The organism is uncultured Maribacter sp., from assembly GCF_963975365.1.
Classification (GTDB): Bacteria; Bacteroidota; Bacteroidia; order Flavobacteriales; family Flavobacteriaceae; genus Maribacter.
In genome coordinates, this window is the sequence record NZ_CAXBGF010000022.1 from 1 (window position 1) to 25110 (window position 25110).

General features: G+C 33.1%; 27 protein-coding genes. 14 read left to right on the plus strand and 13 right to left on the minus strand.

From position 1 onward, the window contains the following. The 3 genes from AACZ49_RS17320 to AACZ49_RS17330 form a co-directional block, all read right to left on the minus strand. A partial coding sequence (locus AACZ49_RS17320) for a hypothetical protein (RefSeq protein WP_339657373.1) occupies window positions 1–1264 on the minus strand: 1264 nt, incomplete at its 3' end. A gap of 114 nt (window positions 1265–1378) precedes the next feature. Next, a complete protein-coding gene (locus tag AACZ49_RS17325) occupies window positions 1379–2071 on the minus strand; it encodes a hypothetical protein (protein ID WP_339657375.1) in 693 nt (230 codons plus the stop codon). Window positions 2072–2094: 23 nt separating this feature from the next. Beyond that, window positions 2095–2517 carry a T9SS type A sorting domain-containing protein gene (locus tag AACZ49_RS17330; RefSeq protein WP_339657377.1) on the minus strand — a complete coding sequence of 141 codons (423 nt, stop codon included), beginning with the start codon at window positions 2515–2517 and terminating at the stop codon, window positions 2095–2097. Between the two features lie 723 nt (window positions 2518–3240). On the opposite strand from AACZ49_RS17330, the gene AACZ49_RS17335 reads away from it, so the two are divergent. From AACZ49_RS17335 to AACZ49_RS17355, 5 genes are all read left to right on the plus strand, one after another. Then, window positions 3241–4014 (plus strand): helix-turn-helix domain-containing protein, encoded by a 774-nt coding sequence (locus AACZ49_RS17335; RefSeq protein WP_339657379.1) that lies wholly within the window; start codon window positions 3241–3243, stop codon window positions 4012–4014. 828 nt (window positions 4015–4842) lie between these two features. Then, window positions 4843–5004, plus strand: coding sequence for a hypothetical protein (locus AACZ49_RS17340; protein WP_339657381.1), 162 nt, complete (start codon window positions 4843–4845; stop codon window positions 5002–5004). An 86-nt stretch (window positions 5005–5090) separates the two neighbouring features. Beyond that, window positions 5091–5444, plus strand: a complete 354-nt coding sequence (locus AACZ49_RS17345) for an integrase core domain-containing protein (RefSeq protein ID WP_339657383.1) — start codon at window positions 5091–5093, stop codon at window positions 5442–5444. Between the two features lie 1011 nt (window positions 5445–6455). Next, window positions 6456–7712, plus strand: a complete 1257-nt coding sequence (locus AACZ49_RS17350) for an ammonium transporter (protein ID WP_339657385.1) — start codon at window positions 6456–6458, stop codon at window positions 7710–7712. A gap of 29 nt (window positions 7713–7741) precedes the next feature. Then, complete coding sequence (locus AACZ49_RS17355) at window positions 7742–8083, plus strand: P-II family nitrogen regulator (RefSeq protein WP_339657387.1); 342 nt, start codon at window positions 7742–7744, stop codon at window positions 8081–8083. 113 nt (window positions 8084–8196) lie between these two features. On the opposite strand, the gene AACZ49_RS17360 is transcribed toward AACZ49_RS17355, so the two are convergent. The 5 genes from AACZ49_RS17360 to AACZ49_RS17380 all read right to left on the minus strand — a co-directional run bounded on the left by AACZ49_RS17360 (window position 8197) and on the right by AACZ49_RS17380 (window position 11933). Beyond that, window positions 8197–9528: a DEAD/DEAH box helicase gene (locus tag AACZ49_RS17360; RefSeq protein WP_339657389.1), complete on the minus strand. Its 1332-nt coding sequence runs from the start codon at window positions 9526–9528 to the stop codon at window positions 8197–8199. A gap of 150 nt (window positions 9529–9678) precedes the next feature. Beyond that, window positions 9679–10623, minus strand: coding sequence for an acyl-CoA desaturase (locus AACZ49_RS17365; protein WP_339657390.1), 945 nt, complete (start codon window positions 10621–10623; stop codon window positions 9679–9681). Between the two features lie 569 nt (window positions 10624–11192). After that, window positions 11193–11444, minus strand: a complete 252-nt coding sequence (locus tag AACZ49_RS17370) for a hypothetical protein (RefSeq protein WP_339657391.1) — start codon at window positions 11442–11444, stop codon at window positions 11193–11195. Next, on the minus strand, window positions 11431–11553 hold the full coding sequence (locus tag AACZ49_RS17375; protein WP_339657392.1) for a hypothetical protein: 123 nt from the start codon (window positions 11551–11553) through the stop codon (window positions 11431–11433). The genes AACZ49_RS17370 and AACZ49_RS17375 overlap by 14 nt, the downstream gene beginning before the upstream one ends. 74 nt (window positions 11554–11627) lie before the next feature. Further along, complete coding sequence (locus AACZ49_RS17380) at window positions 11628–11933, minus strand: hypothetical protein (RefSeq protein ID WP_339657393.1); 306 nt, start codon at window positions 11931–11933, stop codon at window positions 11628–11630. Window positions 11934–12287: 354 nt separating this feature from the next. On the opposite strand from AACZ49_RS17380, the gene AACZ49_RS17385 reads away from it, so the two are divergent. The 5 genes from AACZ49_RS17385 to AACZ49_RS17405 all read left to right on the plus strand — a co-directional run bounded on the left by AACZ49_RS17385 (window position 12288) and on the right by AACZ49_RS17405 (window position 16052). After that, a complete protein-coding gene (locus AACZ49_RS17385; protein WP_339657395.1) occupies window positions 12288–12872 on the plus strand; it encodes a TetR/AcrR family transcriptional regulator in 585 nt (194 codons plus the stop codon). Window positions 12873–12879: 7 nt separating this feature from the next. After that, window positions 12880–13545 carry a nucleoside-diphosphate sugar epimerase gene (locus tag AACZ49_RS17390; RefSeq protein WP_339657397.1) on the plus strand — a complete coding sequence of 222 codons (666 nt, stop codon included), beginning with the start codon at window positions 12880–12882 and terminating at the stop codon, window positions 13543–13545. A 16-nt stretch (window positions 13546–13561) separates the two neighbouring features. Then, window positions 13562–14194 (plus strand): NAD(P)H-dependent oxidoreductase, encoded by a 633-nt coding sequence (locus tag AACZ49_RS17395; protein ID WP_339657399.1) that lies wholly within the window; start codon window positions 13562–13564, stop codon window positions 14192–14194. Window positions 14195–14411: 217 nt separating this feature from the next. After that, a complete protein-coding gene (locus tag AACZ49_RS17400; protein ID WP_339657401.1) occupies window positions 14412–15311 on the plus strand; it encodes an EamA family transporter in 900 nt (299 codons plus the stop codon). Between the two features lie 129 nt (window positions 15312–15440). After that, entirely contained in the window at window positions 15441–16052 is a 612-nt protein-coding gene (locus AACZ49_RS17405; RefSeq protein ID WP_339657403.1) for a DEAD/DEAH box helicase, read from the plus strand. 687 nt (window positions 16053–16739) lie between these two features. Here AACZ49_RS17405 and AACZ49_RS17410 read toward each other — a convergent pair. The 4 genes from AACZ49_RS17410 to AACZ49_RS17425 all read right to left on the minus strand — a co-directional run bounded on the left by AACZ49_RS17410 (window position 16740) and on the right by AACZ49_RS17425 (window position 20494). Beyond that, window positions 16740–18131 (minus strand): FAD-binding oxidoreductase, encoded by a 1392-nt coding sequence (locus AACZ49_RS17410; RefSeq protein ID WP_339657405.1) that lies wholly within the window; start codon window positions 18129–18131, stop codon window positions 16740–16742. Window positions 18132–18166: 35 nt separating this feature from the next. Beyond that, window positions 18167–18541, minus strand: coding sequence for a group 1 truncated hemoglobin (locus AACZ49_RS17415; RefSeq protein ID WP_339657407.1), 375 nt, complete (start codon window positions 18539–18541; stop codon window positions 18167–18169). A 12-nt stretch (window positions 18542–18553) separates the two neighbouring features. Continuing rightward, window positions 18554–19303, minus strand: a complete 750-nt coding sequence (gene mddA, locus AACZ49_RS17420) for a methanethiol S-methyltransferase (protein ID WP_339657409.1) — start codon at window positions 19301–19303, stop codon at window positions 18554–18556. Window positions 19304–19423: 120 nt separating this feature from the next. Further along, entirely contained in the window at window positions 19424–20494 is a 1071-nt protein-coding gene (locus tag AACZ49_RS17425) for a nickel-binding protein (protein WP_339657410.1), read from the minus strand. Between the two features lie 377 nt (window positions 20495–20871). Between AACZ49_RS17425 and AACZ49_RS17430 the strand changes: the two genes are divergently transcribed. Together AACZ49_RS17430 and AACZ49_RS17435 are read left to right on the plus strand one after the other, a co-directional pair. Next, window positions 20872–21660 carry a DUF481 domain-containing protein gene (locus AACZ49_RS17430; RefSeq protein WP_339657412.1) on the plus strand — a complete coding sequence of 263 codons (789 nt, stop codon included), beginning with the start codon at window positions 20872–20874 and terminating at the stop codon, window positions 21658–21660. Between the two features lie 193 nt (window positions 21661–21853). Further along, window positions 21854–22411 carry a DUF4494 domain-containing protein gene (locus AACZ49_RS17435; RefSeq protein WP_339657414.1) on the plus strand — a complete coding sequence of 186 codons (558 nt, stop codon included), beginning with the start codon at window positions 21854–21856 and terminating at the stop codon, window positions 22409–22411. 8 nt (window positions 22412–22419) lie between these two features. Here the strand turns inward: AACZ49_RS17435 and AACZ49_RS17440 are convergent, their stop codons facing one another. After that, on the minus strand, window positions 22420–23253 hold the full coding sequence (locus tag AACZ49_RS17440; RefSeq protein WP_339657416.1) for an AraC family transcriptional regulator: 834 nt from the start codon (window positions 23251–23253) through the stop codon (window positions 22420–22422). 130 nt (window positions 23254–23383) lie between these two features. On the opposite strand from AACZ49_RS17440, the gene AACZ49_RS17445 reads away from it, so the two are divergent. Both AACZ49_RS17445 and AACZ49_RS17450 read left to right on the plus strand, forming a co-directional pair. Then, window positions 23384–24190, plus strand: a complete 807-nt coding sequence (locus tag AACZ49_RS17445; protein WP_339657418.1) for a phytanoyl-CoA dioxygenase family protein — start codon at window positions 23384–23386, stop codon at window positions 24188–24190. Then, on the plus strand, window positions 24191–25021 hold the full coding sequence (locus AACZ49_RS17450; RefSeq protein WP_339657419.1) for a sugar phosphate isomerase/epimerase: 831 nt from the start codon (window positions 24191–24193) through the stop codon (window positions 25019–25021). The last annotated feature ends 89 nt before the right edge of the window (window positions 25022–25110 follow it).

The window sequence follows — 25110 nt, forward strand, 5'->3', positions numbered from 1 at the left end:
CCGTGGCTATTGCCGTGGCGTTTACGCCTTCGGCGGTTGTTGCCCTGGTGGTTTCAGAAGTTAATTCTGAGATATTATTATTCAACCCAAAATCAACATAATCCTTAACTGATTTTACACTTGGGTATTTAGTATCAGAACTTCCATCGGTAATAATACTTATACTTTTATTACTATTATTTTCTTTTTTATTCTCCTCTGATTTAGCTCTTGTAATTTCATTGGCTAAATCTGAAGTTAGTCGGCCATCAGAGAGTATTCTTTCTGACTTTTCATTCTCTAAATCTGTTGCTATCAAATTTTCTGAATATTGCGCTCGTACAATTTCATCAACCAATGCATTAGAGCCTGCTGTCATATTTAAATCTATATAGGTTTTTACAGCTTTAACAGTAGGATATTTAATATCTGAAAGTGCATCAGCATTTAAATTTGAGCTTTTGTTTGCCAAATTCTCCTTAGTAGCTTCATTATTAGTAGCGCGACTAATCTCTGTATTCAGATTAGTTGTTATGGTCATTTCTGCTTCAGTTGCTCGACTAACTTCTTCAGAGAGAGCTTGAGAACCAATAGATGAATTTCTATCAACATAATCTTTTACTGATTTTACAGTTGGGTACTTAATATCTGATAAACCATCACTTAGAAGATTTAAACTTTTGTTACTTATATTTTCTTTTGCATCTAGCTCTTCTTGTGTTGCTATACTTATCGGTTTATCCTTATCAGCTGTATTGTCCACCTTGTCCAGTCCTAGATTTGTTTTAGCACCACCGACCGTTGTTGCACTTGTACCACCATTTTCAATAGAAACAATTCCTGTAACATTTTCAGCATTTATAGCCGAAAAAGCTAATGGAACATGGTTCAACCTACCGTAACTTATTTCTTCGAATTTTGAACAACCCCCACTTACATCTAGGCTAACCCTTAGGTATTTATCTGTACCGTCCCATAACACCTCATCGAACCTGTCTACATAGCCATCGCTCCGTTCGTTTGTACCGATTATCAGATTTACCATTCCGAAACCGTCCGTTCTTACCTTTACCGATTCTTGGTATTCTAGGTTATTGGCAAGGTCTATAATGCCGAACTGCATGCAGATATCCGTATTTGCCAAGGGCGAGGACAGATTGTCCTGCCCGGGTAATGATTCTCCACCTGGGCGGTAAATTACAGCTTGGTAGGTAATACCATTATCTTGGGAGAAACCTGAATGGGTAAGCAATAAAATAAAGATGATGTATAGGTACTTATTCATTTGATCGTATTTCACTTCGTTTAAGAAGGTATTTATAATATAGATTTTGAAACGGGGCGAGGCATCCCAGAACATAACATGATTCCCTTTACTTGTTTTCTTGTACTTGACGTTTTAAAGCCTTTCAGGGTTCCGGATGATATCGGCTTCCTCAATATTCTTTATGGTCGTAGGTTCGGTTTTGTCATTTTTTTCCTTAAGAGCTATCTGTAACCTAATCTGCCACTGATTATTGCTAAAGTTCAAGACCTCGTCCATCCTATTGGTAAACTTGCTACTCTTGGAGTAATTATACCCTAGGGCCAAAGTGAGCTTATCGGAGACTGGGTAAGAAATATCAATACCAGCAATGGGTTGGAGAAAAATGCCCCTAAACTCTTCCTGCTTGGATAAATCGAAGAACGCACCATTGATACCTTGCTCACCGCTTATGATCGAACTCGTCTGCAGCGCCAGGTTAAGGGCCGTTTTAAATCCTGAACCCGAAGTAATCATAATATAGGAAAGCCCACCTTGAATACCCAAATATTTTGTGCGCCAAGAATAGACGCTAGACATAGTACCTCCTTTGGCATTATATTCATTAAGAACTACCCCGAGCGAATAGTGGAATCTTCCTTCGCCGATCGGAGCAGTATAACCGATCTCATAGAAGTTTCCTATGCCGTTATTCAAGTTTTCGTTGGTCTGGCCCGATGGGTCCTTGTAATCATATTTTGTAGTGTTAAGTCCACTGGAAAAAACAAGTTCCTGTGAATGGCCCTGTATAGAGGCAAAGACCAAAAAGGCCATGAGGGAATATTTCATAATTATTTGTATTTCGTAAAATTCTATTCTGACTTCTTGATGATCTTCGTGTAATACTTAAGTTCTTTGTGCCTTAGTTGTACCAGGTATATACCATTGGACAAAAAATTCAATTGCAGCCGTAACCCGTTACCGGAATTCGTTTGGAACCTTTCGGCGACCAACCTACCCGATACATCGAAAATCGCTATTTGCATATCGCCATAAACGGGTTCACTAAAATCAAAAACAACAGTCTCTATAAAAGGGTTGGGGTATACGGTAACATTCTGCTGTTTGGGCAAAATGCTTCCTTCGATCAATTTAGCCCAAGCACCCTGTTGAAATCCTTGAATTATCATTGATTTATTGGACGAACTAGTACCGATGATACTTTGCTGACCAATAGTTTGTGTTATATAATATCCGCTTTCCAACTTTGATTTATTGCCTTGTGAACTTATCATTTGATGATGTAGCTTTTGACTATAAATTGTTGTTGATGTCAACAAAAAACATGTAATAAAAAATCTAAACATCATTTTCCTTATTGTTATTTTAACATATTAAAACAAAATTCTGTAAAACTGTTTTATCCAAACGAGTGATATTATTTTTTATAATGGGGCTTTTAATGAATTGTTATCCTTTTGAAAAAAACGATAACAATTAAAAGGCATACCTTTTTTCCTTAAATTTGTTTTATCTTATTTTTAATAAATGGATATGTTGTATCCATTACTGATGTACTAATAAATATGCTTGAGTTCCCCCTCGAAAGTTTTTTAGGAATTACAACTGGATTTTTAGGTTTCTTTGTGATTTACCAAATGCTTTTTTCCTATAAATCGAACAAAGTCGTTAATATTTACCTTGTTTTTATCTTTTTATTTGCTTCGATCAGGTTAATCGATATGGGGTATTTTGAATATTACGGCTCACACATTTTCAATAATGGTTACCGTTGGTTAAAACCTATATTTTTATTCGGATTTCCTATCTTCTACTTATATTTTAAAACTCTTATAAATGATTTAAAGCATTTTAATCGCAACGACTTACTTCACTTTATTATACCTGCATTAAGTATTGTTTTTAAATTAATACAATTAAAATTTACATCGTTACAGACCGATAGCATTAATTATGTACAACAAATTATAGTCTTCCTCTTGTTTTTTCTATACCTAATGAAAGCCCTTGTATTAGTATATAAAAAAATATGGCTTAAGAAGGAAAGTTTTGGCACTTCAATCGTTCACAATACTTTGATTACCAATTGGATTTTATTCTTCTTAACTATTGGGGTTCTTTTATCGTTGAGACTTGCTTTTTCTATGAGATTAGAGTTTGATGAAACGGGAGTGGTTTCAGGATATAGTCATCTAATTTATACTAGTGTATTGTGGTTATTGATATTTGGAAAAATAATATCAAGTCCCGAAATTCTTTATGGATACCCCATGCTAGAAAAACGAATATCACACTACAAAATTGAAAAAAAACCAATCAATTCTATTTGGATAACTTCAGACCCAGAAATATCTAATCTACAAGACACTATATTACAACGTTCTATAGACGAAAAAATAGAACCCTACTTAAATGACATAGATGGACTTACACTTGGAAATTACCCTTTTAGAGACTTAAAATATTCCATTAAAGAGTTATCTAAAGATTTGAATATACCAACAAGTCACCTCTCATACATTTTCAAATATCATTGTAAGATATCTTTTGTGGAATTCAAAAATTACGTAAAGATAAATGATGCCATAGCGTTGATAAATGATGGATATTTAGATACAAAAACCTTTGAAGCCTTATCTATGAAAATTGGGTTTAATTCGTACAATTCGTTCTATAAATCATTTAAAAAGTACACCAATTGTGCACCTAAAGACTACTTATCAAATAAAGCTAGGACATCAAGTACTAATGTCCTTAAACCAATTAAATAGTCATTATATTTTCATATACTCAAAAGCAAAAAGTAATTGAATATCTACCCATTGGTTATTTCTTGGCAATTAAAGGTGCAGCTTCCATATTACACACCGAAGCCATCTTTAGATAACAAATTAAATGTGGTAGCATCTATAAGTAGCCGACAAGATTTGGCCCTAAAAAATTACTATAACGTATTTAATCTTACGTTATTTTTAAAATGCAGCAGTGACGATTGACCCGTCCTGAAATATGTATACAAAACACTGAAAGTATATGTATTAAAATGATAGATATGTAAGACTTTATAGTGAGAGCTTTAAACTAAAAGTCTTAGCAAAACTTACCAAAGGAAACCATTCCAAAAGACAAATTGCCTTAACTTACGGGATATAATCCAGTACTATAAACGTATGGATCAAGAAGTATGATCATAAATATTTAATGAATAACCGTGTAACCGTGCAAACAGACGACGAACTTTTCCGTATTAAAGCCCTGCAAAAAGAGCTGAAACAACTCAAGGGCCTTCTTATCAAAAATACCTGGACAAACTTGTTACCGATAGCTATCTTGAGGTAGCTGCCGAAAACCTGGACTATAGAGATGTTGAGGAATTAAAAAAAACTTAAACATAAAACCCTAATGAAAGTAGCACTAATTAACCGTAATGAAAGACTATTTTCCATTGATACTATCTGTAATGCCTTTATCCTATAAAAGAGATGCCTATTACAAATACAAAAAAAAGGGTTATAATCAAAAAACAGATAGAGCAAGATGTAATCGAGCTTGTTCGAGAAAGTAGAAGAACACTGCCAAGAGAAGGTACTAGAAAACTCATGAGATCATTAAAAGATGAGTTTAACAAGTACGACCTCAAAGAGGGCAGGGACCAGCTATTCCATATCTTAAGAGACAACAGTTTACTCATTAGAAGAGAAAATACTCTTGTAGAACCACCAATTCATATCACAGGTTTTACAAATATGGAAATATCATAAAAGACCTAAATATCAACAGACCTAATCAAGTTTGGGCTTCGGATATAACCTATATAAGAACCATTAAAGGATTCTGATACCTGGCCTTGATTACTAATATGTACTCTCGTAAAATAGTCGGTTATGTCCTTATTGAAAGTTTGGAACTGAAAGGCTGTGTCAGGGCTCTGAACAAATCCATTTACAATGCTAAGAACATTGAACAGCTTATTTATTACTCCGACAGCGGTATTCAATATTGCAGTAATGTGTATACCCAAATACTAAAAAGTAAGAAAATTAAAATCAGTATGACAGAAGAAAACCATTTTTACGAAAACGCCCTCGCAGAAAGAGTAAACGGTATTCTGAAAGATGAATTCTATCTTGACCAGACCTTTACAAGTGTTGTTCATGCTAAAAAAAGCAGCCAAAAACGCAATCAAACTGTACAACTCTAAAAGATTGCATTTATCTTTAAATTAAAAAACACCTAATTACGTGCATCAATATGCCGTTTACACTAGTATTAACCTGTAGCCGTATTTTAGGACGTGACATAATGTATGAGAATCAAGTTGAATACATCTGTGTAAGATATAAACTTACAACTAATGGTTCTTGTCTATTTGTGAATTCTTATGGACAAATTAAATAGGCAAAAACCAAGTAATTGGTGGAACAAGTTTTTAATCAACTGTTTATCCCTTTAAGGAAGAATGATGTTCATGAACCATTTTACAACCACTAGAAGAATTTAGAAACAATAGGGTAATTTGGGCATTTACAATTACCAAGTCTTCACTAAACCTGAGGTGAAAATCGGAGTAAAAAGTTAAATTAGCCACTCCTCTATAGATGGCAATTTGTAAATTTTTGGCATATAATTTTACAACTTCGCTAACTTTACCAAAAAAACATTACGTTCATTTTCTTCATTGGTGAAGCTTCTAATCTAGAGGTTGCGTAAGACAAATTAGCAAAGAGCCGTAAGACTATTAAGGAAAAAATCGAATAACGAAATTTAAAAAGCATACTTATAGTTTTTTAAAAACTCATATTTTAAAACCAAAAGTCAATTATCAATGATTGGTTTTTTGGTTTTTAGTTATATCCTAATATTAAATTTATGTTGAAACGCAAAATAATTTCTATTGCTTTACTAATTCTGATACAATAAAAATTAGAATGTTGAAGGCTTTGAATAATGATAAATTAAATAAATTAAATTCTAATTTAAAAGTATAATAACCAATATACTAGTCGTATTACTTCGGTAGAAATTATAAGTTGTTTTAGCATAATGAAAAGTTGATTGAAAAGTTCGAAATGAGCGCCAATATTACAATCCTTGAATAAATTTATAACAAAAGTCCTCTTAATTCTTAAAGGTAATATGTCTATCTTTCGGCTTTTTTTAACATAAAATTTAGATTGTTCTGAATTTAACTAGCTAAAATATATTATAATTTATGGAAGAAGTAGCCACTATAACAGTGATAGAGCAAGCAGAACTCATTTCTGCAATTGATACGGTATGGGTTTCAATATGTGCAGCAATAATTTTTTTAATGGAAGGTGGTTTCGCACTTCTTGAAGCTGGTTTTGTTCGTTCTAAAAACTCCATGAGTATCATAGCAAAGGTAATAATTGACATCATTTTTGGTGGTCTTGCATTTTATGCCATTGGTTTTGGAATAGCATATGGAGCTTCTAATGGTTATTTTGCATTCGATACCGGCATTACAGATACGGATATAGGATTAGGATTAACCATTTCTAATAAATTGTTTTGGTTTATTCAGTTGGGCTTTGCCATTGCAGCTATTTCAATAGTTTCAGGAGCTGTAGCAGAGCGAATGAAGGTTTGGGTATATGCATTATTTGTAGTTATATTTTGTGCTGTGATGTATCCATTAGCCGCAAACTGGGTTTGGAACCCTAATGGTTGGTTAGCCTTAAGAGGGTTTAACGATTTTGCTGGATCTTCTGCGGTACATGCCATGGGAGGATTTGCCGCCTTGGCCGCAGCAATAGTATTAGGGCCTCGTTTGGGTAAGTACGATCAAAACGGAGATCCTGTTGCTATCCCTGGTCATAATTTACCGCTTGCCGCCGTTGGCGGGTTTATATTATGGTTTGGATGGTTTGCATTCAACCCAGGATCTACATTAGGTGCTGTGGGTAATTGGGAACTAATAGGAACAGTTGCTACGAATACATTTTTAGCCTCTGCAGCAGGTGGTGTTTCAACAATGTTATATACCTACTTTAAATATGGTCAAATTGATATTACAATGACCATAAATGGAGTGTTGGCAGGTTTAGTAGCGATAACAGCTGGTTGTAATATTGTAAGTCCAGAATCTGCCATCCTTATCGGATTAATTGCAGGTATATTAGTAGATATTGCTGTAATATATATTGATAAAATGAGAATAGATGACCCAGTTGGGGCAATTGCTGTTCATGGGATTAATGGATTGTTTGGTACGATTGCTGTTGGTTTATTTGCAGTAGAAGATGGTCTGTTTTTTGGTGGAGGAAGTCAGCTATTGATTACTCAACTTTTAGGTGTTTTAGTAATAGCAGCATTTTCATTTATTCTTACATTTATTATAATGACCATTTTGAAGAAAACAATAGGTATACGTGTAGACAGATCAGAAGAAACCGCAGGTATTGATGCCGTAACTTTTGGAGTTGAAGCTTATACTACTTTTGAATAAAAATCACATTAGCTGAAAAATTATACAATATGAAAAAAATTGAAGCAATCATTAGGCCTTCAAAGCTTAAAGCTGTTCAACGTGGATTGAAAGATGCAGATATACCTTGTATTACGGTAGCAGCTGTTAAAGGTACAGGGTTACAAAAAAGTTACTCTGAGCGTTATCGTGGAACTGAACAATCAATGATCCTACAAAATCGTGTTATGATTACTTGTATTGTTAGTGATAGTAAATTGGAGAATTGTATAGATGTAATTAAAGAGAATGCTTCTGAAAATAAAGCCGGTGACGGTAAAATTTTCATTTATGACGTAAAAGATGCGATTAGGCTTAGTACAGGTGTAAGAGGTAATGATGCCATTATATAATTAGGCTATTTTAAAATTTATTAAAGCATACTACAACCTTTAAAGACCAATCAATTCTTTAATATCTATAATTATGTTAAAGAATTGATTGATTTTTTTAGATATTTTAAAAGCTATTTTTTTCTTGGCACTTCTGATTTAGTAGCAACCATTGTCGTTTGAGAAATATAATTAGCGATGATCTTTTCAACAAGCTCTTCTTTGGTTAAATGATGAAATATCGTTTTAACTTTAGTTTTAAATTCTTCAGAGACCTCACGATTTGGTTTGGTCTTAAAGATTTTTTTAGCCCATAATAGGCCATTATTTTCTTCAATACTTTGCGCATCGGCTTTTTTGAACTTATTAAACACTATACCCAATTCCTTTTCGAAATTAGCAATTTCAGCAACTTCTTCTTTTTGTAATATAGTTAGCGAAAGCCCCTTAGCCCCTGCTCTAGCTGTACGTCCACTTCTGTGAACATAAGCATCGTAGGTATCGGGTAAATGATAGTTGACTACATATTCAATCTCTTTGATATCAATACCACGAGCAGCTAAATCTGTAGCTACCAAAATATCAATATGACCTTCTCTAAACTGCCCCATAATACGATCGCGAATACCTTGGGATAAGCTACCGTGTATAGCACCGGATGAGAATTTATTAATCGCTAGATTCTTTGCAAGTTTATTAACGGCTGCTTTGGTCTTACAAAAAATAATACCTCTATGGCCTTCTTTAGTATTTAAAAAATGAAGTAAAACATCTAACTTTTCTATAGGTTCTACCACTACATATTGATGGTCAATACCCTGATGACCAAGTGTAGACATATCGGCTTCTACATGTATCACATGTTTGGACATATAATTTTGAACCAATTGCTTTATTGTGCCCGGCATAGTAGCTGTGAACAATAAGGTTCGTCTCGATTTCGGAATCCATTCAATTATAGCATCTAAATCTTCTTTTAAAGCGCTTACCATTTCATCGGCCTCATCGAGAACTAAAAACTTTAGCTTCTTAATATCAATAGCCTCACGTTTTACTAAATCTACTAAACGACCTGGTGTAGCAATGACCAAATGAGTTACAGTTTTTAAACGCTCTATTTGAGGTTTTATAGGGATACCACCACATAGCGCGGTAATAGAAATAGTCGTGCTAAAGGGAGTGAACGATTCTAAATTGGTGTGTATTTGTTGTGCCAATTCTCGTGTAGGTGCCAAAATCAAGGCTTGTACAGAAGGATTTTTGGTATCGATTAATTGTAGTAAAGGAAGTCCGAAAGCTGCGGTTTTCCCGGTTCCGGTTTTTGCTAAAGCAACAAGGTCTTCTTTTTTATTTAGTATTACAGGAATGCATTTTTTCTGAATATCCGTAGGAACAGAAATTTTTAACTCCGCTAAGCTTTGTTGTAACTGTTCATTAATTCCTAAATCTGAAAACTGCTTTGACATTAATTATTTTTTTAACAAAGATAGCGACACTTTTATAGTGAATACTACGAATAAAATTTAATAGTAGGTTTTAAAACATACAGCTTTACAAAATAGTAGTTGTTTTTATCTAAATTTTAAATAAGAATTTGAGTTTGTTTTGTAAGTATCTTATTTCTCACCTAACATGCGAAGCATTTTAGTATGGTCCCAGATAGCATGGCCTATAGTTTTTTTTACATTATAAGGCATACCAAATTCAAGTGCTGTTTCAGATACAATATTTGTAAGGTCTTTATAGTGTACATGACAAACATCTGGCAATACATGGTGTTCTACTTGATAATTGAGTCCTCCAATTAACCAAAATAATATTTTACTGTTTGGTGAAAAATTGCTGGTAGTAGCGAATTGATGACCGTACCAATTATCTTGCATAATTCCTTTTTCATTGGGAAGTGGAAATTCGGTTACGGGCATAATATGTGCTATCTGAAAAACAATGCTAACCAACATACCGGTAACAAAATGCATTGATAGAAATGCTAATAAAATAACCCACCATGAAAAAGGTAGCATAATTATAGGAATTATAAGGGCATATGAATAGTACAAAAGCTTCCAAGCGGCCATACTAACGAATGTTTTTTCATATTCATGTTTCTTATCAAAAAAACCCATATCCCTAAATCGTTTTAAGCGAACAAAATCTTTAGTTGTAATCCATGAAAGTGTAGAAATACCGTAAAAAAACCAGATATAGATATGTTGATATTGATGTATCCAATAGTGTTTGGCATGAGGACAGAATCGCAAAAAAAACGGTGCGTTCAAATCATCATCGGCATGATCAATGTTCGTATAAGTATGATGTAGCACATTGTGTTGTATTCTCCAAATAGTAGCGTTAGCACCAATAAGATTGAACGAATAACCTAAAAGGGTATTGATTTTCTTGTTTTTAGAGTATGAGCCATGAATGGCATCATGCATAACGCCCATACCTATGCCTGCCATACCCAATCCACTTAGAATATATAATGAAAATAGAAGTGGAATAGAGGTAACTATGCCCGTTGAAAGTAGTACTAAAGGCACAAAGAATAAGGCCAGCATAATTACAGTTTTTACAACCATAGTTGCATTGGCGTTACGACTCTTATTGTTAGTCTTAAAATAGGTGTTTACCCTTTTTCTTAAAGTCTTAGAAAAATCAGGGTTAATGTCTCTTGAAAATTTTGGATTTGCGATGCTATTATTTTTTTAGGGGATTTTTGAAACTTTAGAAAAAAAATGATATCTCAAATAGTAGAAGTACTGTTAAACATTAAACTTACATAGTTGAAACTTTATTACACAGCAGCCAATTGTCACTGGTTAGGGTTAATTAATTGAAGAAAGCTTAGAATTATCATTAAAATTACAGAGATCATAAAAGGTAAGTGCTCTAAATAATCATTTAAGCAAAGGTAGCGTAAATTAGCGATTTGATAAATAAAAACAATTTATTTAATTAAATTATCAATAAAATTTATAATTCACACCTAATTATATTTTCCATTGTTTTCGATATATTTTAATCTATAAATAATGCCTTTTCTACTTTCTAATGGTCAATTATTCAAATTAAAGTCATCTTTTTTCTCGATAACCTATGATAAAATGGAGTGGATCTAAATCTATCTTTATCCTTCCCAACTAACCCATCTATCCATTGTCTCTTGGTACCATTTATCACCTTGTTGAAATAATAAATCATTATTTCTTTCCACTTTATACTCTATGGGTTGATTATAAAGATTACCGTTTTTCCTTGCTTTAAAGCATGCATATGGTATAACATTTTCTGGAGTTTTTGAGTGATAATGAATTAAAGGTGATAGACTTATGATATGGTCGTTAAGATAATTTCCTGTTGAAGATTTAAGAAACATCATAGCCATTACCACTTGCAGAATATGACTTAAAGAACTTTGCACGGTTATTAAGGGCATCGTAAGTACATACTGCTATTTTTAGATATTCTTTACCAATTAGTTTTGGCATTTCATTCATTTGCACCCTATCAATCTTAGGAAAAAGCTTCTTAAAAACTTCCTTTTTCTTTGTTGGACGATATTTTAGACCAAAGCCTGCATTGAACAACCCAAGATAATCAACACGAAAATATCGGTCTTTGAATGTGATTTAAGAAATATCTGTTCCCTATTTTTCTTCTCTTGAAAAAGTGTAATTGCCTTATCGATTGAATAATCTTCGGCCAAAGCAGCTAGTACTATATTACTTCCAGAATTGGCAATAACAAGGTCGAATTTTTTAAGTATTTCTTGACCGTTTAGATTACCATACCTATCTTTTAAAGTGAGTAATTGAATAATGTCCCAACTTCCACCACCTTCAAGTGAAAATATAGTATATATTTTCACTAACCAATTGTTCTACCCAATATTGGAATTGATACTATTGCGAAAAAGGATGGGGGAACCTACCTGTATTTTAGCTATTAAATATACAGAATGCTGTTGGTATTTCCTTATAGAAAATCCTTAGAATTTATGAGGATTTTGTGGTTATTATGGTCAGTTATGTATTTGATAATTAAAAATTAGTAATTTTTATTACATTTTATATAAAGGCTATTTGTGTTGATAAGGTGCTAATAGTTTATTTACCTAAATTGAGGTACAACCAATCCTAATAATACAGCAATATTAAAGTTGTGTTTATGAAAAAGAATGAATATTCATTTTTTATAACTTTGTGCTTTATTATTTAAAATAATGGCAACACTTCAAAAAAGTGTAGACAAACGTAATTCATTAATACAAGCTACTATTGAGTTGGTCAATAACGATGGGTTTCATGCAACGCCTATGAGCAAGATTGCAAAAATGGCAAATGTTTCACCAGCAACCATATATCTATATTTTGATAATAAACAAGATTTAGTAAACAAAACCTATATCGAAGTAAAGTCATGTTTTATGGGTTATGCTTTTGAGTCTTATATTGAAAAAATGTCTGTAGAAGTTGGCTTTGAAGTTATTTGGAAGCGCATTGCAGAATTTAAAATTAAGGAAAGCGCAAAAACCTTATTTTTAGCAAAATGCGATAATACTCCAATAATCGATGAAATAAGTAGACAAGAGGGTATAAAGCATTTAAAGCCCCTACTCGACCTTTGGGCTCGTGGTAAGAAAGATGGCATCATTAAACCGCTATCAGATTATTTGTTGTATGCCTATTCAATAAATCCACTTTCTTTTTTACTAATGGCACAAAATCGTGGTTCAATTCTATTGACTAAACTAGAATTAGACCAAGCTTATGAGGTAGCTTGGTCTGGTATTAAAGTCTATAAATAAAACAAAAATGAATAAAACAGCGATTATATTGGGAGCATCTGGTTTAACTGGGGGTATTTTACTTCAAAAATTAATTGATGACAGCAGGTATAGTACTATCAAATTGTTTTCTAGAAGTCGAATTGAAGGCTTACCAAATAAGGTAATACAATTCATTGGTAATTTATTAGAACTTGAACAGTTTAGAAAAGATTTTATAGGAGATGAAGTGTATTGTTGTATTGGTACTACGGCAAAAAAAACACCGGACAAAAATCTATATAAGAAAATAGATTACGGAATACCTGTTTCAGCCGCCAAACTTGCAAAAGAAAATGATATACCAACTTTTTTGGTTATTTCTGCCATGGGTGCAAATAGAACAAGTAGTATTTTTTACAATAGAACTAAAGCAGAAATGGAGCATGATGTTCTACAGCAGGGCATAGAGAATACTTCTATATTAAGACCATCATTAATTGGTGGTGAACGTAACGAAGGTAGGGTACTAGAAAAAATTGGAATAATGGTATTCAAAATTTTACAACCATTTTTCATTGGTCCATTAAAAAAATATAGAATTATAAATGCAGAAAGCATTGCACAAGCCATGCTCCATCTTGCCAATAATACAAGTAATACCGAAGTAATTATTGCTTCAAACGATATTATGAAATTAGCTAATAACAACTAAAACAAGAGTGATTTATATGGAATTATTAGATAAATTAAATTGGAGATATGCCGCTAAGGCAATGAACGGCAAAAAAGTAGCTGATGAAAAAATTGAACGTATTTTAGAAGCATCACGTTTAGCTCCTACATCGAGTGGTTTACAACCATTTGAGATTATTGTGGTTAAGAATCAAAAAATAAAAGAACAGATTAGACCAGTGGCATGGAATCAATCTGTGATTACAGACTGCTCTCACTTACTTGTTTTTGCTGCTTGGGATACGTATACAGCTGAAAGAATAAATTACATGTTCGACTTAACGAACGAGATTCGTGGATTTAAAAATGAAGGTTGGGAAAATTACCGTCAGATGCTATTAGCCTCTTATCCACAAAAGGATGAGAAAGAAAACTTTAACCATGCTGCAAAACAAGCATATATAGCTTTATCACTTGCCATAGTTGCTGCAGCTTTTGAAGATGTTGATGCTACGCCGATAGAAGGCTTTGAACCAAATGCCGTAGATAAGATTTTAGGCTTACGTGAAAAAGGATTACGTAGTGCGGTATTATTGCCAATTGGGTATAGGAATGAAAGTGAAGATTGGTTGGTAAACTTAAAAAAAGTGAGAAAACCAATGAAAGATTTGGTAACTATTATTAATTAAGCTGTTGACAATTAACGGACAAAAAAAGTTGAGCGTTTTTGAATTAAAGTTAAAAAAAGGAGGTTGTCAATAATGTACAACCCCTTTTTGTTGCTTTAAGTATCAAATACATTCTATATTTAAAGCTATTACGGTATAGTTTATTAATACTCAAAACGCTATAAGTTTTAATAATCCTAAGGCTTAACTTGAGAAAACCAATATATTCGCGCTCATTATGTGGATGTACCTCGGACTTTTAGCGGCACTATTTTTAGGTTTACATAATTTATGTAAGAAACATGCCGTACAAGGCAATGAAGTCTTTCCTGTACTTTTGGGTACTATATCCTCTGGATTTTTATTGCTTCTTCCCTTTTATTTTGGTTCTCATTTTTTTAAAGACTACATGATTGATATACAATTTTATATCAATGACATTCCTTTAAAAACACATGGTTTCATAGCAATTAAATCCACCATAATGGCCGCTTCATGGCTATTGGCGTATCAGGCTTTAAAACATCTACCCATTACCATTGTAACACCGATTAGATCTGCAGGTCCTTTTTTTACATTTATTGGTGCAATAACCATATATCATGAAAAACCCAATATGTATCAATGGGTAGGCTTTTTTCTTATTATTTTTTCAGTGCTGCTTTATTCGAGAATTGGAAAAAAAGAAGGAATCCACTTTAAACGCAACAAATGGATTTTTGCAATTATTGGTGCCACATTTTTAGGAGCGTCTAGCGGATTGTATGATAAATTTCTGATTCAAAATTTAGCATTAAACCCGCAGACATTACAATTTTGGTTCTGCTTTTACACGGTCATAATTTTACTTATCATTTTAACGATTACCTGGTTTCCTAATTCAGAAAAAAGAAAAGCCTTTAAATGGCGATGGTCAATACCCTTGGTTGGGGTATTATTACAAATTGCCGATTATTTTTACTTTAAGGCATTACAAGACCCAGATGCATTGATCATGTTGCTTTCTGCCATAAAACGCAGTCAGATATTGATAGCTGTAGTACTAGGTGGTGTATTATTTAAAGAGCAAAATAAGCGAAAGAAGTTAGTGCCTCTAGCGGGAATTATGGCAGGGGTTTTTCTAATTCTGTATTCCTAGAAATCTACCAAGTTTATAATTCGCAATAATAAAAATGGTGGTTATACACGATATTCCCCATTCGATGGCTGTATATTTGTTCACTTATAAGCCTTTACTTAGGTATAGGAATACCATTAGTTAATTATTATGTCATTCAAAAAACTGAATCCCTATTTACTAGAAATGTTAGAGCGTTTTTCAATTGAAGAACCTACACCTTTTCAAAAAAGCAGTATTCCCACTATAAAAAGTGGCTCAAATGTATATTGTATCGCTCCAAAAGAAAGTGGTAAAACAACTACCTTAATCCTTACAACACTTCAAAAATTAAAATGTGAAGCAGAAGGTAATGCTCCTAGAGCTGTTGTGGTTGTTGAGAATAAAGAAAAGGTCTTAGAACTTTATGATGAATTTCTGCGGTATACGAAGTATTCTTCGATACGAGTATACGCCAGCTATAAAGAGTTACATATCGATATTCAAAAATCGGAAATATTTGAAGGTATAGATATATTGATAACGACACCCACTACCCTACACAAATTGTTTCTTTTAAATGGTGTAAGTACTTCGCAATTAAAAATATGCAGTATTGATGATGGAGATTTCTTGTCACAAAAATCAGATTACACCGCTATGATTACGGTGGCTCAGAGTATAATGAAATGTCAGTATGTATTGTATTCTGAAAAAATGAATCCGAAGTTAAAACGCTTCGAAGAATTCTTTATGGAACGTGCACACCATGTAAAAATTTAGGATACAAATAAACTTCTGGTTTTTTGTGCGAATAAAAAAAATAGTACTGTTTAAATTTGATGATGTTCGATAAAACCTAATCTTGGGTTGAATTAGAATTTGATATTACTTCTTTCATATCTATGCCTTTAACACATGACACAACCACTAAATGTAAAATACTTGAGATAAGATTAATTCTGCTAGTTATAAATTCCATACTTGACATTATTTAATTATTGAGGTAATAACGTTATTGGTCAATGACTTATTTTGTTGACCAACGATTATCGTTCAATTTAAATTATTTAAATAATGTTGTGTTTAGCAAATACCTCCACCGCAAACATAGATATCTGTTTTAGAAGTTTCCTTTAGTTCTCGTATTGTTTCAGTTTCATAATTAGTAAGTACATGAACTTTTTTAAGCTTGTTTTCAAAATTCAAGGTCTTATAAAATATATAATGGTCCATATGAGGATAAGCAGGTTGCCCTGATTTTAATTCGAAGTCATTCCCAAACTCATACGTTTTTCTACCACTAATTACAGTTTAAAATTCCTTTAAATCGGCCAAGTATTGTGAAACACCGTTACTTTCTCAATCAAGAGCATTAACATCTTCATCGAGTCCGTAAATAAAACCATCAATCGAAATAGCTACATAGTACACCACTTTTTCGTCATATCCTTTTTAGATATCCTAAGGTTACGATTTCGGAATTATATTTTGATTCACTCTAAAAAAATTGGTTGGATCATATTGATGTTTAATAGATGCCAATCGTGAATAATTCTGTTTATAGCTGGCTTGAACCCTTTCTTGACCTTCATCCATCATAAAATTAGAATATGCTCCACCAGCAGAATATGGATGTAAAGCTTCATAATACCCTTTACACCACTTTGTAATTTTGTCAGCATTCTTTGGGTCGGGATCAACACCTATATACACGCCACAATATTCTGCGTCACGGTATGCCCAAGGTGTATCTGTAGCTCCTACTCTACTTGCTGCGCCCGTAATTGGATATAAATGCATCTGAGATAAAGGGGTCGGTATCGCTGAACCGAACTTTAAATGTTGTGCACGTATATCTGCGTTTAGCGAATTGAAGAAATCGGCACGCCAGTACCATTGCATACCAGTAGGTAATAAGCCATCGAACATGGTCTGTATAGCAGTATAAGGCATTTCACCAATATGTGCGAATAGTGGTTTTTTAGCTAAAATTGGGGAGAAAGCTTCTTCTGCCTTCGTCATATCACCAACATAACACCATACAATACCACAATACTTTTTGTTATGTAAATGTTCTGGAAATGGTGATTCTGGGATAATCATTGTTGCAATAAATCCGTTGATATCATCAGTGGCTGTTCGGATATATCCATCGAACCATTCCATAATTTCTTCCACTTGATCAATGGGCCATAATGTTGGTCCGCCATAAACAGTATTAACTTTATGTGCTTGAAATGTAAATTCGGTAACCACACCAAAGTTTCCACCACCACCACGAATCGCCCAAAACAAGTCTGGATTCTTATTTTTATTAGCGGTAACAATAGAACCATTTGCCAATACCATTTCAGCTCCCATGAGATTATCAATGGTGAGGCCGTATTTACGTGCAAGATATCCAACACCACCGCCAAGGGTCAATCCACCAACACCGGTACTTGATACCATCCCAGAAGGTATGGCAAGTCCGTGCTCCTGGGTAGCTGTATCCACTTCATTCCAAACACAACCGCCTCCAACTTTAACCGTATTACTTTTAGTGTTTACAGAAATAGACTTAAGGCCAGATAAGTCTATAACCAATCCACCATCGCATAATCCTAGTCCGCCGCCATTATGGCCACCTCCTCTAATTGCAACAAGAAGCTTATTATTCCTACCAAAGTCAACCGCGACTTTAACATCATTCACATCAGTGCACATTGCAATAGCTCCAGGCCGCTTATCAATCATGGCATTATATATTTTTCGAACTTCGTCATATGAAGTATCGTTAGGTTTAATTACCGTGCCTTTAAATTGCTTTCGTAGACTTTCTATAAGATTCTCTGTGATAGGTTGTTGAAAATTTTTCATGGTTTTGTTCTGTTTTATGTAAAAGAGTACTGCGTTTACTTTGATATCATCATTCCTTTTAAGGACCATAATATAGCGAGGACGTCTTTTTTAGATTCCTCATCAATACCGTTTTGATCCAAGGCTTTGAAAATATCATCCATTACGTGCATATATTCTCCAGGACTTATATTCATACCTGTATGGGCAGTGACCATATCCTTTCCGGTATACGTTGCTGGTCCACCACTACCGGCACTAAAAAAGTCGATAGTATGGCTTTTAATTATAGCCAGGCGTTGCGGTTGATCTTTAAATGGTAAGAACCTAGCGTTAACGGCTGGATTTTCCATATGGTTAGTAACGGTGTTATCCACAATAGCGGAAATTCCTGCTCTTCCTCCTAGACGTTCAAAAAGTGATTTATTCATAATATATAGGTTTTAAAGTGATTGTTGTTTTGATAATTTTGTAAATGGAATAAGCATAGGTACCTTTTTTTGATAGGAAACATAGGTTTCACCTAATGCTTTTTTGAGGTCCCTTTCTTCTAAGAACTTTATTGCAAATAGAATGTAAACAGTAGTCACTGCTGCAAATAGCAAGTGGCCAGTAGTCATGGTTGGGGTTGCCCAAAATGCGATTAAAAAACCAAACATTATTGGATGCCGAACCAAACCATAGAAATAGTTGACTTGGAAAGATGGAGATTGCGAAACCCTATTTTTAAGATTATCCACAATTTGAGTAAGACCAAAGAGTTCGAAATGACTAATCATAAAAGTAGATAACAATACAATTAACCATCCTATAAAATAAAGTACTTGCATACCCATCGCTATGGTATTATTTTCAATGTTCCAAATTGGATCATTTATAGGTTGCCATTTCCAAAAAATGAGTAACAATGCCAAGCTGGTCAGTAAAATATACGTACTTCTTTCCGCAGGTTTGCCTATTATTTTAATCCACCATTTTTTAAAAGCTGGTCTAGCCATAACGCTATGTTGAATTGCAAATAAGAATAATAAGCCAATATTGGTTAAAAAGGCTGTAATTATATCAACTTCGATACCCGTATCTATACCTTTTGGTACCCAAAGATTATTGACAAAGCCAATAGAATAAAGAAAGGAAACCAAGAAAATAATGTAGGCTAAAATTCCGTAAATGAGTATTATTATTTTTTTCATGACTTTAATTGTTTTGGCTTTCTTTACCAAAATTAGTCATGCTTTTTTATTTTAAATTCTACATTTCAACCAAACACTATAACAATTCGTTCAGACTCTAAATATTTTTATTTCAATTACTTATGCTTTCTTAATAAAGGAAGATGGCGAAATTCCATACATTTTATGAAAACATTTTGTAAAATAAGCAGCACTGTTAAAGCCTGTTTCAAAAGCAATTTCAGAGATAGTTTTTTCTTTTTTATATAATAGCTTTACTGCGTTTTCTAATCGGTATTCTTGAATTAAATTATTTGTAGAAGTATGTAATATGCTTTTTGTTTTTCGATACAATTGAGAAGTACTCAAACCTAAATTGGAACAAAAGTTCTCGACACCTAAATCAGGATTCTGCCATTCACGATCCAAGAAATTCATCACACTATTTAAAAACTGTTCTTCTTGAAATGGAAGTGTTTTTATTGCCGTATCAGATAATTTTAAATTCTGATTTTCACTTTCGTATAATTCCTTTACTTCAGAAGTGATGACGATTTGTCCCCGCGAAATATTTGACAATCGCCTAGTAGTTTTTATGGTTTCCTCGAAAAAACCATGTTCTTTTGTGACGGGTACACCTGCACTTACACCAATGCACAATTGTTTAGTGTCTTCTTTAGACACGAAAAATGCCTTCTTAATTGCCAATAAAGCATTTATGGACTTAGTGGTTGATGTATTAGAAATTAAAAGGTAATTGTCTTCATTATTTATGAGGCGGCCTTTGTAATCAGCAATTATATCTTTGATTTTTTCAAACAAATTGTTTGTTGGTGAAATAGCGATACCATCGACAGCTAATTTGATAACGGTTAGAATACGAAATGCAGGACTGTTTACTATGTTCAATTCCTTTTTCTGCGATTTGCTAGGGTCTTCAATGCGACCTAAAAAAGACTCGACAATACTGGCATCAACTTCAATTATTGTATTTGGAACCTCACCGTGTGCTTCGGCGTGCATTTCTGTAATCGCTTCTTTATTAGGTGCTTCAATTAGGCAAAAGGCTGTTTTACGCTGGTCGTCGTACCAATATGTGAGTCCTTTACAACAATATTTATGTTGAATCCTTAAATCTTCTAAATGTATTTCAGCAACAATCGCAGCGGTTACTTCCTCAGCCACATCGTGGCGGTCCATAAATATGGGCATGTTATATGTTTTACATGATTAACGCTAGTAAAAAAACAGGAGGAATATTTTCGTAAGCCTTATAAAAGTAGGAAATTTTTATTAAGCATAAGATTTTGCTAGTTATCTTAAAACCAGCATATTTAGATTTTCTTTAATAAAGCTTAGGTATCACTGATCAATTGAACGTTGGATGCTCTGTAAAGTCCGTTGTATAGACCACGAATGCGCATGTTATAGTCTATAGGAAGTATATTATTGGCCGGTAGGAAATTTGAATATTCTAAATCGTTTTCTTCGCAATATTCATTCCCATTAAGGTTATAAATCTCTGTTTAATGTCACTTCAGTCTAATTCGCAGGAAAAATGCGCCTAATATTGGATAAATTTACCAATTATGAGCAAAAAACATGTTATGAACATCTTTAGAATCCTATTTTTCTTTTTCTTATTTCAAACGATTTGTCAAAATACCTTTGGGCAACTGGTGAATATAGAATCGAAAAGAATGCAGAAAGATTCTACGCGATTTGCTCTTAAAAGTGATGTCTTAGCAAATTATACAGATAATAACGGAGACTATATTTTTCAAATAGGTTCCAATATTACTACTCAATTTAAGTCTAAAGATTTAAAGAAAATATACTTTTTTATTGGTAACTATAATCTTATTAGAAGTCAAGATCAAGATTTTCAGAACTCTTGGTTCTTTCATTTACGCTACAATCAAAAAATATCAGAACTATTTAGATTAGAAGCATTCCTCCAAAACCAGAATAACAAATTATTGACTATTACCAGTAGAAACTTGATTGGTACAGGAATTCGGTTAAAGATGATTTCAACGGAATCAACCAAGGCTTATTTTGGAAATGCATACATGTATGAAATTGAAAAGATTGATGTTACCAATGAACTTTTTTATAATCATAGAAACAGTAGTTATTTTTCCATAAATCAATCATTTAAAAAAACGCGATTAGATTTAACGGGAACAGTATATTTTCAACCACTATATCAACAAATCTCGAATCATCGTATTTTGTGTCAATTAAAGGCAGAATTACCAATTACAGAGGTAATAAGTTTGTCTGCACTATATAATTATTTTTATAGTAGTTTTTCACCCACAGCGGATAATGATCGCTCTTCTAACTTGAGCTTCGGCTTTACATTTACTAAGTAACCAGATATTTTTATTCAATTCATCAATATTAATGTAATCTTAAGGTTAAAACTCATTATTAAAATACATAACCCCTTAACTGTAAAAGTGCTATGATTTAAAATGAAATTTTGTGAATATCTATCCTCTTTTTTAACCGTAAGAACTATGGCTAAAACTTATATTTGACACCCCTAAAATAAAATAATATAATATGAGCGCCACTTGGTACGAGTGTAAAGTAAAATATAGAAAACTAGATGAGGCTTCTGGTACGCAAAAAGTAAAGACAGAACCTTTTTTGGTCGATGCAATTTCGTATACCGAGGCGGAAAGTAGAATTACCGAAGAAATGTCGGCTTATTTAAGTGATAGTGATGAAATTAAAATCACGAATATTAAAGTAGCTAATTATGCCGAAATTCATCCATTTGAGAATTCTGACCGTTGGTTTAAATCTAGAGTTTCATTAATCGCCTTTGATGAAGAAAGTGGTAAGGAACGTAAGACAAACATGTATTTATTGATTCAGGCAAATGATGTTAAAGAAGCTTATGACAATACTATTAGTGTTATGAAAGACACTATGGGCGAGTATACCGTACCCGCCATTTCTGAATCACCTATTATGGATGTATTTCCATACTTTTCTGGTGAAGAGGATGATATGGCACGTGTAGAAAAATTTAATATTTTGAAAGATTCAGTACCTACAGTGGTAGCGGTTATTGAAGAAGAACCTATTGAGGCTGAAACTGAAACTGAGGCATAGGTAGAAGCTTAAGTTCTAAATTCTCTCGGGCTTTTTCCTTTCAGTTTTTTGAAAGTGCGATTAAAATGAGAAACACTTTCAAATCCACAGTCAAAAGCAATGGCCTGTATGTTTTTATCTGTAGTTGATAAATACATGCAGGCTTGCTCAATTCTAGATGAATTTAAAAATGTGACAAAAGAATGCCCTACAGCCTTTTTAAACCATCTACAAAAAGACTGTTCCACCATATTGGTTCTCTCTGCCATTTCTCTTACAGTAAGCTTTTTATCCAAATTCCCAAGAATATAACAGGTAATTGATTTTACCTTCTTCTGTGTATTTGCATTTGCAATTTGATGATGAAAAGAGGCCGACGAGAGGTATTTTCGATTAGCATCTATATACAACCTATGTAATAATTGTAGTAATACTGCCAACTGTTCAGTCTTGAACATTGTTTCAAAATCATACAGAAGCTGTAAGGTTTTTTTATCAGGATTTATAAAGTGAATCCCTCTCTCTGCTTCTTTATAAAGTACATGTAATAGTTCACATTCTTTATATGCACTAAAAATATTGGCCGAAAATTGAATTACAATAGCTTCTTGGCCATTTTCTGTGCTTTGATGTATAGATGTATAATTATGAGGAAGATTAGATCCCAAGAGCACCAAATCATTTTCTTCAAAGGGTAGAATACTATTGCCTACAAAACGGGTTCCTCGCCCTTTTGTAATAAAGGTCAATTCTAATTCAGGATGATAGTGCCAAAAAGGTTTAAAATGGTTTACTTCTAGTTTAAAGAAGTTGAAAGAACTTTTTGATTTTTGTAATCCAATTTTTTCTACAACAGGTTTCATGAAACTTATATTAACAGTAAAAATAGATAATATAAGCAAATAGTGTTTAGATATGCATAGTATTGGTTAAAATCTAAAAACTTTTAAAGAAGTCAGCTTTTTAATTTTACAATTATAAATATCATATGTTATGAAAATTCACACGTTATTAGATAGTCCCTATACCCTTACCAAAGATCAAGTAGATTTTTATAATACCTACCGTTACATTAAATTGAAAGATGTTTTTGATGCAGAAACGTTGTCATACTACAATAAAGTTATTACAAAAAAAGTAACAGAAATGAATGTAGAACCAAAACCTTTAGAAAACAGGGATACTTATGGTAAAGCATTTGTACAGTTATTCAATTTATGGAAAGAAGACGAAGCGATAAAAAAACTAATATTCTCAAAAAGATTGGCACAAATTGCAACAGAACTAATGCAAGTGGAAGGTGTGCGATTATATCATGATCAGGCCTTATTTAAGGAAGCCGGCGGCGGTATTACTCCTTGGCATGCCGATCAATATTATTGGCCATTACAAACCGATAAAACTATTACCGCATGGATTCCATTACAGGAGACACCCTTGGAAATGGGACCTTTGGAGTTTAGTGCAGGTAGTCATGAAATTATGGACGGTAGAGAACTTTCCATTAGTGATGAAAGTGAAAAAGCCATACAAAATAGATTGAAAGTAACCGATTTTAAACATATTATTGAGTCTTTTGATGTTGGTGAGGTCAGTTTTCATTCTGGCTGGGTCTTTCACCGTGCAGGTGCCAATACCACAAATAAAATGCGTAAAGTTATGACCATTATATATATGGATAAGGATATGAAATTAAAAGAGCCGACTAATGATGGTCAACAGAATGATTGGGATACTTGGTGTCCTGGTGTGAAAATTGGAGAAACTATTAATTCTCCTTTGAATCCTATTCTATATTAAATGAAGAAAATCAATTATTTATATCCGCATTGGGGAAGTAGTCATTTATCTGTTTCAGAATTTTTTGATTCTGTAAAGATTCAAAATTTTCAAGGAGTTGAAATTAATCTTCCTGAAAACGAAACCTTCGAAAAAGAATTTTTGAGAGGTTTGGAAAAATCAAGAGAAAAAAATCCAAATTTTATATGTGTTTTACAGCAGGTATTACCGGTAAAGTTGGAAACGGTAGAAGCATATTTATTAAATGTTTTGACTCAGTTAGAACGTATGTTGCCTTACTATCCAAATTTCATCAATTCACACACCGGAAAAGACCACTTTTCGTTTGAAGAAAATTGCTTGGTAATAGAAGCAATAGAAAGCTTTTCTGTGCAAAACAACATTCCTGTTTATCATGAAATTCACAGGGGTCGCTTTACTTTTCATTCGGCTACTACCCTATCCTATTTAGAAGAATATCCACAATTAAAACTGGTAGGAGATTTATCTCATTGGTGTGTGGTTTCGGAAAGTATGCTACAAGACCAAGAATATATACTTGATAAAATAATACCACATATAAAACATATACATGCTCGAGTTGGTTTTGAACAGGCACCCCAAGTAATCAATCCTTTTGCACCAGAATGGAAAAGCTATTTAGATCAATATTTGGTTTGGTGGCAGCGTATAATTAATGAACATGCAATAATGGATGCATATACAATAACACCAGAGTTTGGACCTTATCCTTATATGCCACAAAATCCTTTAAGCAAAAAGCCATTAGCTAATCAATATGAGTTGAATTGTAATATGAAAACCTTTTTAAAAAGTCGTTTAAAATTTTAAAGACCATTTGATAAAAAAAATATACTTTTCTATTTATATGTTATTAAATTCAGCTTGTCTCTTAATCTTTTGTGAATTCTAAAAAATAC

Coding starts and splice junctions, on each gene's coding strand:
- AACZ49_RS17325 (WP_339657375.1), bottom strand. CDS start 2,071: ATGAAATATTCCCTCATGGCCTTTTTGGTCTTTGCCTCTATACAGGGC.
- AACZ49_RS17330 (WP_339657377.1), bottom strand. CDS start 2,517: ATGATAAGTTCACAAGGCAATAAATCAAAGTTGGAAAGCGGATATTAT.
- AACZ49_RS17335 (WP_339657379.1), top strand. CDS start 3,241: ATGAAAGCCCTTGTATTAGTATATAAAAAAATATGGCTTAAGAAGGAA.
- AACZ49_RS17340 (WP_339657381.1), top strand. CDS start 4,843: ATGAGATCATTAAAAGATGAGTTTAACAAGTACGACCTCAAAGAGGGC.
- AACZ49_RS17350 (WP_339657385.1), top strand. CDS start 6,456: ATGGAAGAAGTAGCCACTATAACAGTGATAGAGCAAGCAGAACTCATT.
- AACZ49_RS17355 (WP_339657387.1), top strand. CDS start 7,742: ATGAAAAAAATTGAAGCAATCATTAGGCCTTCAAAGCTTAAAGCTGTT.
- AACZ49_RS17360 (WP_339657389.1), bottom strand. CDS start 9,528: ATGTCAAAGCAGTTTTCAGATTTAGGAATTAATGAACAGTTACAACAA.
- AACZ49_RS17365 (WP_339657390.1), bottom strand. CDS start 10,623: ATGCTGGCCTTATTCTTTGTGCCTTTAGTACTACTTTCAACGGGCATA.
- AACZ49_RS17370 (WP_339657391.1), bottom strand. CDS start 11,444: ATGATGTTTCTTAAATCTTCAACAGGAAATTATCTTAACGACCATATC.
- AACZ49_RS17375 (WP_339657392.1), bottom strand. CDS start 11,553: ATGCCAAAACTAATTGGTAAAGAATATCTAAAAATAGCAGTATGTACT.
- AACZ49_RS17385 (WP_339657395.1), top strand. CDS start 12,288: ATGGCAACACTTCAAAAAAGTGTAGACAAACGTAATTCATTAATACAA.
- AACZ49_RS17390 (WP_339657397.1), top strand. CDS start 12,880: ATGAATAAAACAGCGATTATATTGGGAGCATCTGGTTTAACTGGGGGT.
- AACZ49_RS17395 (WP_339657399.1), top strand. CDS start 13,562: ATGGAATTATTAGATAAATTAAATTGGAGATATGCCGCTAAGGCAATG.
- AACZ49_RS17400 (WP_339657401.1), top strand. CDS start 14,412: ATGTGGATGTACCTCGGACTTTTAGCGGCACTATTTTTAGGTTTACAT.
- AACZ49_RS17405 (WP_339657403.1), top strand. CDS start 15,441: ATGTCATTCAAAAAACTGAATCCCTATTTACTAGAAATGTTAGAGCGT.
- AACZ49_RS17410 (WP_339657405.1), bottom strand. CDS start 18,131: ATGAAAAATTTTCAACAACCTATCACAGAGAATCTTATAGAAAGTCTA.
- AACZ49_RS17415 (WP_339657407.1), bottom strand. CDS start 18,541: ATGAATAAATCACTTTTTGAACGTCTAGGAGGAAGAGCAGGAATTTCC.
- mddA (WP_339657409.1), bottom strand. CDS start 19,303: ATGAAAAAAATAATAATACTCATTTACGGAATTTTAGCCTACATTATT.
- AACZ49_RS17425 (WP_339657410.1), bottom strand. CDS start 20,494: ATGCCCATATTTATGGACCGCCACGATGTGGCTGAGGAAGTAACCGCT.
- AACZ49_RS17430 (WP_339657412.1), top strand. CDS start 20,872: ATGAGCAAAAAACATGTTATGAACATCTTTAGAATCCTATTTTTCTTT.
- AACZ49_RS17435 (WP_339657414.1), top strand. CDS start 21,854: ATGAGCGCCACTTGGTACGAGTGTAAAGTAAAATATAGAAAACTAGAT.
- AACZ49_RS17440 (WP_339657416.1), bottom strand. CDS start 23,253: ATGAAACCTGTTGTAGAAAAAATTGGATTACAAAAATCAAAAAGTTCT.
- AACZ49_RS17445 (WP_339657418.1), top strand. CDS start 23,384: ATGAAAATTCACACGTTATTAGATAGTCCCTATACCCTTACCAAAGAT.
- AACZ49_RS17450 (WP_339657419.1), top strand. CDS start 24,191: ATGAAGAAAATCAATTATTTATATCCGCATTGGGGAAGTAGTCATTTA.